Source organism: Streptomyces sp. NPDC102360 (assembly GCF_044766085.1).
Taxonomy (GTDB): Bacteria; Actinomycetota; Actinomycetes; order Streptomycetales; family Streptomycetaceae; genus Streptomyces.
In genome coordinates this window covers 1-16,146 of record NZ_JBIWLG010000014.1, presented here as the reverse complement: position 1 = coordinate 16,146, position 16,146 = coordinate 1, and the positions used below count along the sequence as shown (strand labels likewise).

The 16,146-nt window shown below is 70.9% G+C and carries 13 protein-coding genes and 1 rRNA gene; 6 read left to right on the top strand and 8 right to left on the bottom strand.

The window, feature by feature from the left end; all coding sequences use genetic code 11:
- Window positions 1–17: 17 nt before the first annotated feature.
- Complete coding sequence (locus tag ACIRHA_RS36595; protein ID WP_403854982.1) at window positions 18–1,214, top strand: winged helix-turn-helix domain-containing protein; 1,197 nt, start codon at window positions 18–20, stop codon at window positions 1,212–1,214.
- Here the strand turns inward: ACIRHA_RS36595 and ACIRHA_RS36590 are convergent.
- The 7 genes from ACIRHA_RS36590 to mtnA all read right to left on the bottom strand — a co-directional run bounded on the left by ACIRHA_RS36590 (window position 1,211) and on the right by mtnA (window position 10,056).
- Window positions 1,211–1,963, bottom strand: coding sequence for a response regulator (locus tag ACIRHA_RS36590; RefSeq protein ID WP_403854980.1), 753 nt, complete (start codon window positions 1,961–1,963; stop codon window positions 1,211–1,213). The two genes, ACIRHA_RS36595 and ACIRHA_RS36590, sit on opposite strands and share 4 nt — an antisense overlap.
- Window positions 1,964–2,167: 204 nt before the next feature.
- On the bottom strand, window positions 2,168–2,863 hold the full coding sequence (gene hpf / locus ACIRHA_RS36585) for a ribosome hibernation-promoting factor, HPF/YfiA family (RefSeq protein ID WP_351341985.1): 696 nt from the start codon (window positions 2,861–2,863) through the stop codon (window positions 2,168–2,170).
- A 336-nt stretch (window positions 2,864–3,199) separates the two neighbouring features.
- On the bottom strand, window positions 3,200–4,027 hold the full coding sequence (locus ACIRHA_RS36580) for a ComF family protein (protein WP_403854978.1): 828 nt from the start codon (window positions 4,025–4,027) through the stop codon (window positions 3,200–3,202).
- A 137-nt stretch (window positions 4,028–4,164) separates the two neighbouring features.
- Entirely contained in the window at window positions 4,165–5,982 is a 1,818-nt protein-coding gene (locus tag ACIRHA_RS36575; RefSeq protein WP_403855336.1) for an LpqB family beta-propeller domain-containing protein, read from the bottom strand.
- A gap of 28 nt (window positions 5,983–6,010) precedes the next feature.
- Entirely contained in the window at window positions 6,011–8,167 is a 2,157-nt protein-coding gene (mtrB, locus tag ACIRHA_RS36570) for an MtrAB system histidine kinase MtrB (protein WP_403854976.1), read from the bottom strand.
- A 1-nt stretch (window position 8,168) separates the two neighbouring features.
- The gene (gene mtrA / locus ACIRHA_RS36565; protein WP_306324333.1) at window positions 8,169–8,858 is read right to left on the bottom strand and encodes a two-component system response regulator MtrA; all 690 of its coding nucleotides are present in this window, start codon (window positions 8,856–8,858) and stop codon (window positions 8,169–8,171) included.
- Between the two features lie 4 nt (window positions 8,859–8,862).
- A complete protein-coding gene (gene mtnA / locus ACIRHA_RS36560) occupies window positions 8,863–10,056 on the bottom strand; it encodes an S-methyl-5-thioribose-1-phosphate isomerase (RefSeq protein WP_403854974.1) in 1,194 nt (397 codons plus the stop codon).
- 140 nt (window positions 10,057–10,196) lie between these two features.
- Between mtnA and ACIRHA_RS36555 the strand changes: the two genes are divergently transcribed.
- The 5 genes from ACIRHA_RS36555 (at window position 10,197) to ACIRHA_RS36535 (ending at window position 15,966) form a co-directional block, all read left to right on the top strand.
- Window positions 10,197–11,552, top strand: a complete 1,356-nt coding sequence (locus ACIRHA_RS36555; RefSeq protein ID WP_403854972.1) for a glycerophosphoryl diester phosphodiesterase membrane domain-containing protein — start codon at window positions 10,197–10,199, stop codon at window positions 11,550–11,552.
- Between the two features lie 4 nt (window positions 11,553–11,556).
- Complete coding sequence (locus ACIRHA_RS36550; RefSeq protein WP_403854970.1) at window positions 11,557–12,249, top strand: DUF4129 domain-containing protein; 693 nt, start codon at window positions 11,557–11,559, stop codon at window positions 12,247–12,249.
- A 242-nt stretch (window positions 12,250–12,491) separates the two neighbouring features.
- Window positions 12,492–13,637, top strand: a complete 1,146-nt coding sequence (locus ACIRHA_RS36545) for a DUF4350 domain-containing protein (protein ID WP_403855334.1) — start codon at window positions 12,492–12,494, stop codon at window positions 13,635–13,637.
- Window positions 13,637–14,626: an AAA family ATPase gene (locus tag ACIRHA_RS36540; RefSeq protein ID WP_403854968.1), complete on the top strand. Its 990-nt coding sequence runs from the start codon at window positions 13,637–13,639 to the stop codon at window positions 14,624–14,626. Before ACIRHA_RS36545 ends, ACIRHA_RS36540 begins: the two co-directional genes overlap by 1 nt.
- 29 nt (window positions 14,627–14,655) lie before the next feature.
- A complete protein-coding gene (locus ACIRHA_RS36535; RefSeq protein ID WP_403854966.1) occupies window positions 14,656–15,966 on the top strand; it encodes a DUF58 domain-containing protein in 1,311 nt (436 codons plus the stop codon).
- A gap of 93 nt (window positions 15,967–16,059) precedes the next feature.
- On the opposite strand, the gene rrf is transcribed toward ACIRHA_RS36535, so the two are convergent.
- A 5S ribosomal RNA gene (rrf, locus tag ACIRHA_RS36530) occupies window positions 16,060–16,146 on the bottom strand; the annotation flags it as partial.

Sequence of the window (16,146 nt, the reverse complement as noted above, 5' to 3'; positions counted from 1 at the left end):
CCCCTATCGTTCCGGCCATGACGACCTCGCCCCGTCCCACCACCCCCTTGTCCGCCGACGAGGCCCGCCGCATCGCCCTCCGCGCCCAAGGCTTCCTCGGCGCCCCCGACCGCAAGGCCGGCGTCCGCGGCGTACTCCGCCACCTCGGCGCGGTCCAGCTCGACACGATCTCCGTACTCGCCCGCTCGCACGAGCTGATCCCCTACGCCCGCCTGGGCGCCGTCCCCCGGACCAAGGTCGAATCGGCGTACTGGACACCGGGCACAGGGACGTCCCCCACCCCGCACGCCTTCGAATACTGGTCGCACGCCGCCTGCGTCCTCCCCATCGAGGAATGGCCGCACTTCGCCTTCCGCCGCCGCGCCTACCGCACCCGCCCCCACTGGCACCACCACCTCGCCGACGGCGCCTACGACCAGGTGATCAAGCAACTCCGCGCGGAGGGCCCACTCACCGCCACGGAACTGGGCGGCGCGAAGAACAAGGGCGAGTGGTGGGACTGGTCCGAGTCGAAGATCGCCGTCGAGCGCGCGCTGATGTACGGCGAGGTGGTCTGCGTGGAGCGCCGCGGCTGGAGGCGGATCTACGACCTGGCGGAGCGCGCGATCCCGTCGGCCCTGCTGCACGACGACCTCGACGACACCGAGTGCGTCCGCCGCCTGGTCCGCCAGGCCGGCGAGGCGCTCGGCGTCGGCACGCGCTCGGACATCGCGGACTACCACCGACTGAAGAGCGAACAGTTCGACGCGGTGATCGAGGACACCGGCCTCGTCCCGGTGACGGTGGAGGGCTGGGGCTCCAAACCGGCCTGGGCCGACCCCGCGGCCCTGGAATCAGCACCCCGCGGCCGCCATCGCACGACACTCCTGTCGCCCTTCGACTCCCTCATCTGGGAACGCGCCCGTACGGAGCGGATCTTCGGCTTCACGCACCGCCTGGAGGCCTACGTCCCCAAGCCGAAGCGGATCCACGGCTACTTCGCGATGCCGGTCCTGTCCGGCGGCCGCCTCGTGGGCCGCGTGGACCCCGCGCGAGCGGGCAGCACCCTGGTCGCCAAGCAGGTCTCCCTGGACGGCCCGAAGGCCGTCCCGGCGGTGGCGACGGCACTCCACGAAGCGGCGAGCTGGGTCGGCTGCGACAGCGTGAGGGTGGAACACATGGAGTCGGCACCCCTGAAGAAGTCCCTGATCGAAGCCCTGTCCCAGCAGCCCTAGCGGATCTCCAGGATCTTCTCCCGCATCGCGTACACCACGGCCTCCATCCTGGAGTGCAGCTGCAGCTTCTCCAGGATGTTGCGCACGTGGTTCTTCACGGTGTTCTCGGAGATGAACAACTCCTTGGCGATGTCCCGGTTGTTCATACCCGTGGCCACCAGCTTGAGCACCTCGAGCTCCCGGTCGGTCAGCCGGGGCGCGGGCACGAGCCGACGCTCGTCCGTGCGCTGGATCATCGACTTGAACTCGGTGAGCAGCTTCGACGCCATGGACGGGCTGATCTGCGACTGCCCGTCGGCCACGGCGCGAATGGCGGTGGCCACCTCGTCGGTCGAGATCTCCTTCAACAGATATCCCGTCGCGCCCGCCTTGATCGCGTCGTAGAGATCGGCTTCCTCATCACTGATCGTCAACATGATGATCTTGGCGCTGGGCGCCACCTCCTTGATGGAGGTGCACGCCTCGATGCCGCCTCTCTTGGGCATCCGTACGTCCATGAGGACGATGTCCGGCAGCAGATCGGCCGCCTTGTCCACGGCCTCCGCCCCGTCACCCGCCTCACCGACGACCTGGATGTCCTCCTCGGCCTTGAGGACGATCTCCAGGCCGCGCCGGAACAGGGCATGATCGTCCACCACAAGCACCCGGATGGGTTCCTCGCGCGAGGAACCCGCATCCGGCCCCATGCCGGCGCCGTCCTCGCCGGCACCGGCGTCCTCGCCCCGCATCAGTCCGAAGCTGTCCGCCATCGTTCCTCCCCCTGAAGGCCGCGGCCCGTCTTCCTGTGCCGCGCCAACCCGAGGCACCAGCACGCCGGTTGACCCGGCCCGGCCATGATTTCATGCCGCGGCCTCGGCGCGATGGCCGTGCGGTACACAAGGGGGTCGCACAAGGGTGCCCCTGGGGGCGCATACGCACCTCAGGGGCACCCGATGAGTGGGTGTCAGTTGTGGTCAGCCGCCGATGGCGTCGCCCCCGTCGGCCCCCCTGACCTGGGAGACCATGGGGTCGGTGCTGAGGTGGATGACGCCGTAGTCGTAGGCGTGCCGCCGGTAGACGACGCTGGGTTCCTTGGTCTCGGAGTCGACGAACAGATAGAAGTCGTGCCCGACCAGCTCCATCTCGTAGAGCGCCTGATCGAGCGTCATGGGCGCCGCCACGTGGGTCTTTTCACGGACGACGAGCGGACCCTCGCCCTTGACCTCGAGCGAGCCCATCTTGGTGGTCGGTACGCCGTCGGGCTCGGCCTCCTCGGCCTTGGCGATCGTGCCGTCCCCGTTCAGCAGAGCGGCGTCCGGAACGTGCTCGGCGACCTCCGCGGCCGAGATCCGCTTGCCGCGCCGCGACGACCGCTTGTCGTGCTGCTTGCGCAGGCGCGCGTCGAGCTTGTCCGTGGCCAGGTCCAGCGCCGCGTACGGGTCGCTTGCCGCGGCCTCCGCCCTGATCACCGGGCCACGCGTGCGCAGAGTGATCTCCACGCGCTCGCACCGGTCCGCCTGCCGGGGGTTCGGTTCCTTGGACACCTCGACGTCGAGGCTGATCACCTTGCCGTCGAGCTTCTGGATCTTCTCCAGCTTCAGCTTCTCGGCCACGTGCTTACGGAACCGCTCTGGTACCTCGGTCTTGCGGCCCTTGACGACGATGTCCACGCAGAACTCCGTTCCCGGATAGCCCCACTCCTTGGGCGGAGCATCTCCCTCTTGCACCAGACTCCGGCCACTTCCGGAGTCTCGGACTCGGTGACTTCCACCTCCTCCTCCCCCGTGGACAAGATCTACACCCCACCACGACGACTGATTGCGAAATTGTCTGTGCAATGCGCCTGACACGGCAATCCAATGGTGAGGAGCGGCTGAGATCTTTCCTGCCGAGTTCCTCACAACCGAACATATCTCGCCCGGACGGTTGTCGGCACCCTCTACTGACACGTACCTCCAACCGAGCGAATGAACCCTGTCTCTACCTGCAACGATGCAGATTCCCAACTAGTTCCGGTTTATTTCGAAGGATTCCGGAGACGCTGCCACCACGGCCGCCCGAAACGCGCTCCCGGCGATCTCGCCGGCCTTTCCCGGACCTGCCTCCGAGCGGCCCCGATCCGCCCCGCGTTCCCTATCGATCTTCACGTAACCGGTCGCGACCGCTATTGCGCGCGCCGCCTCCGCCAAAGAGGCGCCCGTCGTGATCAGGTCGTCGACCAGCACGATCCGGCCATCTCCGGTGAGCAACCCGCTGCCACCGCCCACCACCTCCAGAGCCCCCGTCACATTCACCAGCCGCTGCCGGGCGTCCAGGCCCGACTGGTCGGCCACCGCGCGCCGCTGCCGCAGCACGGCGAGTACCCGCGCCGCGACCCCCGCACGGCGCAGCTCGGCGGCCGCCGCGTACGCGATCCGCCGCGTCGGGTCGTGCCCGCGCGCCCGCACGGCCCGCGGCGCGGAGGGCACAGGGACGAGCGTCACGGGGCCCACAGGGCCGCCAGGGGCCCTCCCGACCGCGCCGCCACAACCATCCCCGCCGTCCGCGAGTCCGGCCCGCACAGCCCCGGCCAGCGCCACGCCCAGCGGCCGGGCGAGGCCGAGCGCACCGCGCTCCTTGTGGGCGAGGAGCACGGCCCGCACCGCGTTCCGGTACGGGACGGCACCGAACACGACCGGCATCCCCGGCGGAGCAGGGCGCGGCCACACCCTGCCCGGCCCGGCGCCGCGCAACGCCGCCGAGCAGCGCGCGCACAGCGTCGTACGAGATCTGCCGCATCCGGCGCACTCGGCCGGCAGCACCAGATCGGAGAGGTCCTGCCACCACCCCCGCATACCCACCACTGTGCCGACCCGCGGGCCGCCCCACCAGCCCTGTGGACAACGCCCTGTGGACAACTCGACGGTTGTGACCAGGGGTTGAGCTCGTAGGGGTGACACCCGGGTCGCCGGCCCGGGGTCACTACGCGTCGCTACCCCGGATAGACCGGAGCCGTCCCGTCCTTGAGCACCGACTGCCACGCCGCCCCGGAGGGCAGGCGGACGATTCCGTCGTCGGAGTGCGCGAGCAGCGGCAACTCGTCGTTGTCCGATGCCGCGATCTCGCTGACCCTGGTCAGACCCGGCAGCGCCTGCCCGGTCGGCATCGATCCGTCGCTCAGCACGTACTGCATCTGCTGCAGCCCGCCGGGCTCCCGGCCGACGACGACGAGCCGGCTGTCGCCCGCCCACGACACGGCCGTGACCTCTTCCATCTGCGGTGCGGCCCGGCGCAGTTCGGTCACCGAGGCCTCCGTGTCGCCGTTCGCGTCGGGGTGTCGCTCGACGCGCCCGATCCACAGCGACGTGGTGTCCTTCTCCGCCACAAGGAGCGCGATGCGCGCTCCGTCGGCGGACGCCTTCACCGTCTCGATGGTGGCGTCGTCGCCGAGCCCCTCGACCCGAACCTTCTGCACCTTGTCCGCCTGGCCCTGCCCGAACATCAGCAGCCGCGGATGCTTCGGATCACGGTCGGCCACCCACAGGTCGCCGTTCCCGTCCCAACTGGGCGTCGTGAAGCCGTTCTTCTCCGCCTTGGCGTGACTGCGCGCGACCGGGTCCCCCAGCGAAGCGCCCGAGATCAGCGACGCCACGTACAGCGAGCGCCCGTCGTTCGAGACCCCCGCCGCCCGTTCCTGATCGCGCGAGACGGCCACGGAACGCAGCACCTGCTCGCCCTCGCCCAGCGGCCCCGGCACCTGCTCGGGGCTCTTGTCCGACCTGCTCTTGCCCGGCATCCGTACCAAGCGGCCCTTGGCGTCGAGGAAGTACTGGTCCGGGACGCGCCCGGTGGAGCGCGGCGCCGCGAGCGCGTCCGCCCCGTCCTCGGTCATCGCACACATGAACCGGCCGTCGGAACGCTTCAGTTCCACCTCGTTCACGCTCGACGACGACAGGTCCCGCAGCGAGAACAGCAGTTGGGCCGCCATCTCCTTGCACTTGGCCTGCCCGGCCCTGCTGCCCGCCTCGTTCAACGGCACCGTCAGCTTGTTGGCGTCGTCCGGCGCCAGCGAGTCGGTGCCCTTCTTCAGCGCGGCATGTGTCGGAAACGCCGTCCGCACCACCGGATTCAGCCAGCGCGTCGGCCCCTGCAACAGCTCCTTGACGGTCTCCGTCAGCGGATCGGTCCACTGCCGTACGAAGACGGGGTCCGCGACCAGACGCCGCTGCCCGGCCTCGCCGCCCGACGTGGAATCCACCGCGTAGTAGTACTTGTTGACGGAACTGTAGATCCGCTGGAAGTCGGACTCGCCAAGAACGACCCCCTCCGGGAGGGCATCGATCCGCCACTGCTTGCCCTTGGAGGTGTTCACCTGCGTCAGGTGCAGACCCCCCTGGTACGACCCGCCCCCCGGCTGGTACGCCTGCTGCTGGTCGACCGTGGCGACCTGATGCCCGGTCAATTCGTAGGAGCGGCCGTCGTTCCCGGAATTCGGCCGGCCCGCCGGGCGCGTGCTGGGGCCCTCGTCGAGCACCACGGTCTGCCGCCCGGGCTCCCAGTTCTTCGCGGCCTTCGACGTCAGGTACTTGCGCGCCATCGTGTACGAAGGGTCGTCACTGGTCAGCGCTTCAAGGAAGCCCTCGACGATGGAGGAGGGCCCGACGTTGTCCTTCGGCGGCAGGGCGAAGACCCGCACCTGCGAGTCCGGGCGCTGCGAGGCCTCGACCGATTCGAGGCCTCCGTTGTCCGGCATCGACGCGCACCCGGCGAGTACGAGCGCCCCGCACCCGGCCAGGATTCCGGCCCGCATCCCGCGCCGCTGTCGCGGCATCCGCTGTTCATCCACGACCGCCGTCGCTCCCCTCACCGCGCGATGTCGCCGCGGTCCGCTCCGTACGCGCCCGCGCGGGCGCCCCGGATTCCGCCGACACCTCGTCGTCCGCCGCGTACGGCCCGCCGCGCTCGTCACGCCCACCGTGCCCCTCCGGGGCACCGTGTTCGTCATGGTCGTCGGCCTGCCGCGGCTCGCTCGTCGCCCCGCCGCGCGCCACCACGCGCGCGCCGCTGCCGGGCAGCGCCGTGGGGTCGGCGGACACCGCCGCCTGCGCGGCGCGCGGGGCGATCGGGGCGTTGGCCGGTGCGGGCGATGCCTGGGCCGGCACGGTGGCCAGCTTCTTGCCGTCGGCGCCCTGCGGACCGGCGTCACCGAGTCCACGGCCCCGCCGCGAATCCTCCGGCTCCAGCGGTATCGGCGAACCGCGCAGCGCCTCGTCCACCGTCCTCGGCAACGTGAGCCGGAACTGTGAGCCGCCGCCCGGCTCGCCCCACGCCTGCAGCCACCCGCCGTGCAGCCGCGCGTCCTCCAGGGCGATCGACAGGCCGAGTCCCGTTCCACCCGTGGTACGCGCGCGTGCCGGGTCGGCCCGCCAGAAGCGGCTGAACACGCGGGTCGCCTCGCCGGGCTTGAGCCCCACTCCGTAGTCGCGTACCGCGACGGCGACCGCGCCTCCCGCGGCCGCGAGCCGCACCACGACGTCCCGGCCGTCGCCGTGCTCCACGGCGTTCACCACCAGGTTGCGCAGCACGCGCTCCACACGCCGCGCGTCCGCCTCGGCGACCACCGGCTGGTCGTCGCCGACGACCCGGATGTGTGTGCCCTTGCGCTCCGCGAGCGGCTCGGCGCCGCCCACCACGCGCCGTACGACCTCCCGCAGGTCTATCGGCTCGGCCTCCAGCGCCGCCGCCCCGGCATCGAACCGGCTGATCTCCAACAGGTCGGCCAGCAGCGACTCGAACCGGTCCAACTGGTCGGCCAGCAGCTCCGCGGACCGCGCGGTCACGGGGTCGAAGTCGACCCGCGCCTCATGGATGACATCGGCGGCCATCCGTACCGTCGTCAGCGGCGTACGCAGCTCATGGCTCACGTCCGAGACGAACCGCCGCTGCATCCGCGACAGGTCCTCCAGCTGCTGGATCTTCAAGTACAGGTTCTGCGCCATCTTGTTGAAGGCCTCGCCCAGGCGCGCGATGTCGTCCTCGCCGGTGACCTTCATACGCTCCTGGAGACGGCCCGCGGAGAGCCGCTCCGCGACACCTGCCGCCATCCGCACCGGCGTGACGACCTGCCGCACGACGAGCCAGGCGATGGCCCCGAGCAGCACCACGACGAAGAGCCCGGCCGTCGCGAGCGTCCCCTTGACCAGGCCGAGGGACTTCTCCTCCTGCGTCAGCGGGAAGAGGTAGTACAGCTGGTAGGCGTGCCCCTGCGGATCGTTGAGCCGCTTGCCGACGACGAGGCCCGCCTGTGCGTCCTTGCCGCCGTCGTAAACGATCTTCGTGTACTGCTGCGACGCGCCGGCGATCCGGTCGACCTGTCCCCGCAGGTCGTCGGGCACGCTGCGGTTCGGGTCCACCAGACCTGAGCCGCGCGGCGCCCGCCCGTTGCCACTGTCGGCATCGCTCGAGCTGAGGGTCACGACGTCGAACGCGCCCTTGCCGCCACTCGCGAGCTGCGTGACGAGCTCGCTCATCCAGTTGTTGGGGTTCAACGTGGTGCGACTGTCACCGGACGCGCCGTCCCGCACCCCGGCCGCCGCGGAGTCCGCCTTGTCCTTGGCCGCGCGGAAGCCACCCTCGGCCTGGCTCTGCGACGCCTTCACCTTGGCGTCGAGCAGCCCGTTGCGCACCGAGCCGATGACGACGATGCCGAGCAGCAGCACGACACCGAGCGACATCAGCAGTGTCGTGACGACGACCTTCAGCTGAATGTTCCGCCGCCACAGCCGCATCGCGGGCAGCAACGGACGCCGCACCCAGCGCGCGAACAGGCGCAGCACAGGGCTGCCCTTCATCCCGCCCTGGAGCAGCAGACTCCCGTCGACGGCGCGGCGCAGCCGTGAACCCCGAGCGGCGGTCGGCCCCGCCGCGGGTCCCACAGGCCGCTCCGGGCGGGACCCCGGGGTCCCGGGCGCCGAAGCGGCACTGTTTCGGGACACGTCAGCTCGGTCCTGCCTTGTAACCGACGCCTCGGACGGTCACCACGATCTCCGGCCGCTCCGGGTCCTTCTCGACCTTGGAGCGCAGCCGCTGGACGTGCACATTGACCAGGCGGGTGTCCGCCGCGTGCCGGTAGCCCCAGACCTGCTCGAGGAGCACCTCACGCGTGAACACCTGCCAGGGCTTGCGCGCGAGCGCGACCAGCAGATCGAACTCCAGCGGCGTCAGCGCGATCGGCTGCCCGTCCCGCTTCACCGAATGCCCGGCCACATCTATGACCAGGTCACCGATGGCGAGCTGCTCCGGCGCAGGTTCCTCCGATCTCCGCAGCCGCGCCCTGATCCGGGCGACCAGCTCCTTCGGTTTGAACGGCTTGACGATGTAGTCGTCGGCCCCCGACTCGAGGCCCACCACCACATCCACGGTGTCGCTCTTCGCCGTGAGCATCACGATCGGCACCCCGGACTCCGCCCTGATCAGGCGGCACACCTCGATACCGTCCCGGCCCGGCAGCATCAGATCGAGCAGCACCAGATCGGGCTTGGTCTCACGGAAAGCGGCCAGCGCCTTGTCGCCGTCAGCTACGAACGACGGCTCAAAACCTTCACCACGCAGCACAATGCCGAGCATCTCGGCCAGTGCGGTGTCGTCGTCGACGACAAGGACTCGTCCCTTCATGGACCACATCATCCCATTAGCTCATCGTTGCCTGAAGTGAACTGGCACACAGTTCACTCAAGCCATCACTTGTCACAGGCGACACAACGCCGCACTCCGTGACGATCGCCGTCACCAAGTCCGGTGGCGTCACATCGAACGCGGGGTTGTACGCCTGCGTCCCCAGTGGTGCCACCGGAATCCCGCCACCTGCCTCCACTCCTGCCAGCGGCACCCGCGGCGCCGTGACCTCCGTCACCTCATGCCCGGCCCGCTGCTCCACCTCGATGGAAGCCCCGTCCGCGGTCTCCGGGTCGATCGTCGTCACCGGCGCGACCACGATGAACGGCACATGGTGATAACGCGCCAACACCGCGAGCGGATAGCTCCCCACCTTGTTGGCCACCGAACCGTCGGCCGCGATCCGGTCCGCGCCGATGAGCACGGCATCCACCTCACCCGCGGCGAACAGCGAACCCGCCGCGTTGTCCGTGAGCAATGTGTACGCCATCCCGTTGCGCGCGGCCTCGTACGCGGTCAGACGAGCACCCTGCAACAGCGGGCGCGTCTCGTCCACCCACAGCCGGCGCAGCCGCCCCGCCCGATGCGCGGCGAGCGCGACCGCGAACGCCGTGCCCTCACCGCCGGAGACCAGCGCCCCGGTGTTGCAGTGCGTCAGGATGCGGTGATTGCCACCGGGCACCAGCTCGTCCAGGAGCCGCAGGCCGTGCTCGGCCATCCCGACGCTGGCTTCGGCGTCCTCCGCGTGCAGCGCCCGCGCCGAGGCGAGCGCCGCCGCGGCAGCCCGCTCCCGCGCCCCGACACCCTGCCCGGCATCCGCCCCGCCACTGAACGCGGACCGGTACGCCTCCTGCGCCCTGCGCACCCCGTACGCCAGATTGACCGCGGTGGGCCGCGCGTCCGCCAGGGCCTCCGCCGCCTCCTCGACGTCGAAGCCGCGAGCGGCCGCGAGCGCCACCCCGTACGCCCCCGCGATCCCCAGCAGCGGCGCACCGCGCACGGCCAGGGAACGGATCGCCTGCACCAAGGCCTGCGGATCCGTGCACACCAGCTCGACCTCTTCCGCGGGCAGCCGCGTCTGGTCGAGCAGCACCAGAACGGGCCCCTCCGCCGGCTCCTCCCACCGGATCGCCGGGATGTCGACAGCCTCGGACCGTATGCCGTCGATGGGCCGTATGCCCCCGCCGGATTGCGCGTACTGATCAGCCATCCGCCCAGTCTGCCCCGTACCGACCCGACAATTGAAGGCGTGCAGCCCTCACGGGGCCAGGTCATCCGGCACCCGCCCCATGGCACGATGGCAGCCAACCTGCTGCCGCGACCGCGGACGGGCACTTTGAAGGAGCGACGATGAACGACACTCCGGGCTGGGCATCGCCCGGATCTGCCCCCTCCGACGGCCCGGACGGCAACCGCAAGGACGGCCCCGACCAGAACGGCGACGCGCCGGGCACCGGTCCGCAGGACGCCGCCCCGCAGGACGCCGCAGGCCAGGACCCGAAGTGGTCCAAGGAGCAGCCGCCGCCCGCCCAGTGGTCCGCACCCTCCGGCCCCGCCCAGACCCCTCCCCCGCCCCCGCCGGCTCCCGGCCAGGGCCAGGGCTGGGGCGGCCAAGGCTGGGGCGGCCAAGGCGGAGGCGGTGGCTACGGCCAGGGGCCGGGCGGCCCCGCAGGCGGCGGCTACCCCGGCTGGGGCGGCGGCTGGCAGAGCAAGCCCTCCGCGGCCAAGCCCGGGGTCGTCCCGCTGCGCCCGCTCGGCGTCGGCGAGATTCTCGACGGCGCGGTGTCGACGATGCGCACCTACTGGCGCACCGTCCTCGGCATCTCGCTGACGGTCGCCGTGGTCACCCAACTCCTGGCGGTCCTCCTCCAGGGCTTCGCTCTCAACGACGCGGCGACCACCACGACCCTCGACAACCCCGACGCCACCCCGCGCGAGATCCTCAGCGCCCTGGGCACGCTCCTGATCGGCTCCGCGCTCGTCGCGGTCGTCACGCTGCTCGGCACGATCGTCGCGACGGCCCTGCTGACGACGGTCACCAGCCGCGCCGTGCTCGGCCGGCCCGTCACCATAGGAGAGGCCTGGCGCGACGCCCGGCCGCAGATCCTCAGGTTGCTCGGTCTGACGCTGCTGCTCCCGCTGATCGCCGCCGCGATCATGCTCGTGAGCATCGCGCCCGGCATCCTCGTCGGCGCACTCGGCTCGACCGCGGGCGGCATCGCACTCGGGGTCGTCGGAGGTCTCGTCGGCCTTGCCGTGACGATCTGGCTGATGGTCCGCCTGTCCCTGGCCTCGCCCGCGCTGATGCTGGAGAAGCAGACCGTCCGCAAGGCCATGGGCCGCTCCACCAAGCTGGTCCGCGGCTCCTGGTGGCGGGTCTTCGGAATCACGATCCTGGCATCCCTGATCGCCGCGATCGTCTCGGAGATCATCATCTTCCCGTTCACCGCCATCGCCGGGGCGGTCAGCGGAGACGGCTTCAGCGGACTCCTGGACAGCGGCGGGAACTTCGGCTGGGCCTTCCTCATCATCACCGGCATCGGCTCGGTCGTCGGCTCCACCATCACCTTCCCGATCACGGCCGGCGTCACCGTGCTCCTCTACATCGACCAGCGGATCCGCCGCGAGGCCCTCGACCTCGAACTCGCCCGCGCCGCAGGCCTGCACGATTACGGGTCCGCCCCCGGCGCCACTCCGGGGAGTTGATGGGGTGAGCGCACTTGGGGGAGTGCTCCACACGACGATCTCGTCGGTCCTCACCGGCGGCGACGAGCCGCCGGTGAGGATCCCGCGCGCCCCCGCGCGGGAAGCGGCGAAAGACGAACTGTCCAAACCCGCGTACCACCAGGACGACCCGAACTGGTTCATCCGCGCCTTGAACAAGTTCTGGGACTGGATCGACGAGCTCTTCTCCGCCGCGTCCGGCGCCGCCCCCGGCGGCACCGTCGGCCTGCTCGTGATCCTGCTGGCCGTCGTCGCCGTGGCGGCCGCCCTGTGGTGGCGCCTCGGCACACCGCGCCGCTCTCCCACCTCCGCGCCCCCGCTCTTCGACGACCGCCCGCGCAGCGCCGCAGAACATCGCTCGGCCGCCGCGGCGCACGCCGCCCAGGGCCACTGGAACCAGGCCGTCCAGGAACGGATGCGCGCCCTCGTACGCTCCCTGGAAGAGCGCGCCCTCCTCGACCCACGCCCCGGCCGCACCGCCGACGAGGCCGCCGCCGAAGCCGCCCGCCCACTGCCCCAGCACGCGGACCGCCTCCGCGCGGCAGCCCGCGACTTCGACGACATCGCGTACGGCGGCCGCACCGCGACCCCGGAGACGTACGAGCGCCTGTCCACCCTGGACACCGAGGTGGAACGCACGACCCCCAACCTCACGCCCGCCGCGGGAGCCTCCCGGTGACCGAACCGACCGACCCCCGCGGCACGGGTGAACCAACCGCCCCCCGAGGCACAGGTGAACAAATCAACCCCCTGGGCCCGGATGATCAAATCAACCCCCTGAGCACAGGTGGGCATTTCAAACCCCTGCGGCGATTGAGCAGCGGGGTCCGGGGCGGAGCCCCGCGGCCTGAGGACGGCCCACTTGCACCACCGCCGCCGCCCCCCAACGGCACCACATCCACCACCCCCACCGCCCGCCAAATCTGGACCCGCACCCGCGGCATCGCCCTGGCCCTGGTCTTCCTCTTGGCCGCGGCCGTGCTCCTCGCGGTGGCCCGCTCCAGTGACCAGCACGGCGCCCTCGACCCCCGCTCCGCCGACCAGCGCGGCAGCCGCGCCGTCGCCGAACTCCTCGCCGACCGGGGCGTCGACACGCGCGTGGTCACCACAACCGCCGAGGCCCGCGCGGCGACAGGCCCCGACACGACCCTCCTGGTCGCCACGCCCGACCGGCTCACGGCCCACCAGCAGTCCCGGCTCCAGGCCGCCACCGCCGACTCCGACGGCCGTACGGTCCTCGTCGCCCCCGGCGCCGCCGCGGTCGAGACGCTGGCCCCCGGCGTCTCCACCGACCCCGAGCCCGCCGCCGACAAGCCCCTCGCACCCGGCTGCGCGCTGCCCGAGGCCCGCCGCGCCGGCCCCGCGGACACCGGCGGCCACCGCTACAGCACGACACTCACCGGCGCCGACTCCTGCTACCAGAGCCACGGCTCCCCCACGCTCCTGCGCCTGCCGTCCCCCTCCGGCGAAGGCGACACGATCGTCCTCGGCGCCCCCGACATCCTTCTCAACGACCGCCTCGACGAACAGGGCAACGCCTCGCTCGCCCTTCAACTCCTCGGTTCGCGCCCTCATGTGGTCTGGTACCTCCCCTCCCTCTCCGACGACTCGGCTGCGGACGGCGCACAGAACGACCGCAGCTTCGTCGACCTGATCCCCAAGGGCTGGCTCTGGGGCACACTTCAGCTCTTCATCGCGGCAGCACTGGCCGCGCTCTGGCGCGCACGCCGTCTTGGCCCCCTGGTCCAGGAGCGCCTGCCCGTCGCGATTCGCGCCTCCGAAACCGTCGAAGGCCGCGCCCGCCTCTACCGCAAGGCGAACGCCCGCGACCGCGCGGCGACGGCCTTGCGTATCTCCACCCGCACCAAGCTCGCCCCCCTCATCGGCGTCCCCGTCTCCCAGGCCCACTCGCCCGAGACCTTCCTCCCGGCCCTGGCACGCCAACTCCCCACGCCCGCCCGGGACCCGCACACCCTCCTCTTCGGCCCGCCACCCGCGACCGACGCAGCACTCATCGCACTCGCCGACCACCTCGACGCCCTCGAAAGAGAGGTACGGAATTCATGATGGACCCGACCACTGACAACGCCGGGCCCGCGACGGATCCCCGCAGCTCAAGGGCGTCTTTGGAGGCCCTGCGCACGGAGATCGCCAAGGCCGTGGTCGGCCAGGACTCCACCGTCACGGGCCTGGTCGTGGCCCTGCTCTGCCGTGGCCACGTCCTCCTCGAAGGCGTGCCCGGCGTGGCCAAGACCCTCCTCGTCCGCGCCCTCGCCGCATCCCTCGAACTCGACACGAAGCGTGTGCAGTTCACCCCCGACCTGATGCCCAGCGACGTGACGGGCTCGCTGGTCTACGACACCAACACCGCCCGCTTCTCCTTCCAGCCGGGCCCGGTCTTCACCAACCTCGTCCTCGCGGACGAAATCAACCGCACGCCACCCAAGACCCAGTCCTCCCTACTCGAAGCGATGGAGGAGCGCCAGGTGACGGTGGACGGCACACCGCGGCCGCTTCCGGACCCGTTCATGGTGGTCGCGACCCAGAACCCGGTCGAGTACGAGGGCACCTATCCCCTCCCCGAGGCCCAACTGGACCGTTTCCTCCTCAAGTTGAACGTTCCACTGCCCACCCGCCAGGATGAGATCGACGTCCTGACCCGCCACGCCTCCGGCTTCAACCCCCGCGACCTGCAAGCGGCAGGCATCCGCCCGGTGGCCACGGCAGCCGACCTGGAGACGGCCCGCACGGCAGTCGCCAAAACAACGATCTCCCCCGAAATCACCGCCTACGTAGTCGACATCTGCCGAGCGACCCGCGAATCCCCGTCACTCACCCTCGGCGTCTCCCCGCGAGGCGCCACGGCCCTCCTCGCCACAGCCCGCGCCTGGGCCTGGCTGACCGGCCGCGACTACGTCACCCCCGACGACGTGAAAGCCCTCGCCCTCCCCACCCTCCGCCACCGCATCCAACTGCGCCCGGAGGCCGAAATGGAAGGCGTCACCCCGGATTCCGTCATCAACGCGATCCTGACCCACGTCCCCGTCCCCCGCTGACCCGACATCCAACGGAGGACGACACCACCATGGCACTGACCGGACGTACGGCCCTTCTCGCAGCCCTGGGCTCCCTCCCCGTCGGCATCTGGGACCCCAGCTGGACCGGCATCCTGGCCGTCAACACCCCGCTGGCCCTGGCCTGCGCCTGCGACTTCGCCCTGGCCGCCCCCGTACGTCGCCTGCGCCTGACCCGCTCGGGCGACACCTCCGTACGCCTCGGAGACCCGGCCGACGTCACGCTCACGATCACCAACCCCGCGCGCCGCCCCTTGCGCGCCGCACTCCGCGACGCCTGGCCCCCGAGCAGCTGGCAGGCCGGCATGGAGTACGAGTCGTCCCGCCACCGCGTGAACATCCCCGCGGGCGAAAGGCGCCGCGTCACCACGCGCCTCCAGCCCACCCGCAGAGGCGACCGCACGGCCGACCGCGTCACCATCCGCTCCTACGGCCCCCTCGGCCTGTTCACCCGCCAGGGCACACACCGGGTCCCCTGGACGGTCCGCGTCTTGCCGCCCTTCCACAGCCGCAAGCACCTCCCCTCCAAGCTGGCCCGCCTACGCGAACTCGACGGCCGCACCAGCGTGTTGACCAGAGGCGAGGGCACAGAATTCGACAGCCTCCGCGAGTACGTCCCCGGAGACGACACCCGCTCCATCGACTGGCGCGCAACGGCCCGCCACTCCGCCGTGGCCGTCCGCACCTGGCGCCCGGAACGCGACCGCCACATCCTCCTGGTCCTCGACACCGGCCGTACCTCCGCCGGCCGCGTCGGTGACGCCCCGCGTCTCGACGCCTCCATGGACGCCGCACTCCTCCTGGGCGCCCTGGCCTCCCGAGCCGGCGATCGCGTGGACCTGCTGGCCTACGACCGCCGTATCCGCGCCCTGGTCCAGGGCCGAACCGCAGGCGACGTCCTCCCTGCCCTGGTCAACGCCATGGCTCCGCTGGAACCAGAACTGATCGAAACGGACGCCCGCGGCCTCACGGCAACAGCTCTGCACACAGCGCACCGCCGCTCCCTCATCGTCCTTCTTACGTCCCTGGACGCGGCCCCCATCGAAGAGGGCCTCCTCCCCGTGCTCTCGCGCCTCACGAAACGTCACACGGTCGTCTTGGCATCGGTGGCCGACCCGAAAATCGAATCGATGGCATCGTCCCGGGGCACCACAGAAGCCATCTACGATGCCGCGTCAGCAGCCCAGGCAAAGGCCGAACGTCTCCGCACAGCCGAACAACTCACCCGCCACGGCGTCACCGTCGTGGACGCCACCCCATCCGAATTGGCTCCAGCCCTTGCGGACGCCTACCTGGCCCTGAAATCCGCCGGTCGCCTTTGACCGGATGGGCGGGCCAATGGACGATGCTTGAATTCGACCCTAAACGCAGAAAAGCCCGGACCGTATCCCGGTCCGGGCTTTTCCCTAAAATTAGTTCGGCGGCGTCCTACTCTCCCACAGGGTCCCCCCTGCAGTACCATCGGCGCTGTGAGGCTTAGCTTCCGGGTTCGGAATGTAACC

Excerpts from the sequence above, each read along its gene's own strand:
- ACIRHA_RS36590 (WP_403854980.1), bottom strand. The coding sequence starts at position 1,963 with ATGGCGGACAGCTTCGGACTGATGCGGGGCGAGGACGCCGGTGCCGGC.
- ACIRHA_RS36540 (WP_403854968.1), top strand. The coding sequence starts at position 13,637 with ATGGACCCGACCACTGACAACGCCGGGCCCGCGACGGATCCCCGCAGC.
- ACIRHA_RS36595 (WP_403854982.1), top strand. The coding sequence starts at position 18 with ATGACGACCTCGCCCCGTCCCACCACCCCCTTGTCCGCCGACGAGGCC.
- ACIRHA_RS36535 (WP_403854966.1), top strand. The coding sequence starts at position 14,656 with ATGGCACTGACCGGACGTACGGCCCTTCTCGCAGCCCTGGGCTCCCTC.
- mtrA (WP_306324333.1), bottom strand. The coding sequence starts at position 8,858 with ATGATGTGGTCCATGAAGGGACGAGTCCTTGTCGTCGACGACGACACC.
- ACIRHA_RS36555 (WP_403854972.1), top strand. The coding sequence starts at position 10,197 with ATGAACGACACTCCGGGCTGGGCATCGCCCGGATCTGCCCCCTCCGAC.
- mtnA (WP_403854974.1), bottom strand. The coding sequence starts at position 10,056 with ATGGCTGATCAGTACGCGCAATCCGGCGGGGGCATACGGCCCATCGAC.
- ACIRHA_RS36580 (WP_403854978.1), bottom strand. The coding sequence starts at position 4,027 with ATGCGGGGGTGGTGGCAGGACCTCTCCGATCTGGTGCTGCCGGCCGAG.
- ACIRHA_RS36575 (WP_403855336.1), bottom strand. The coding sequence starts at position 5,982 with ATGCGGGCCGGAATCCTGGCCGGGTGCGGGGCGCTCGTACTCGCCGGG.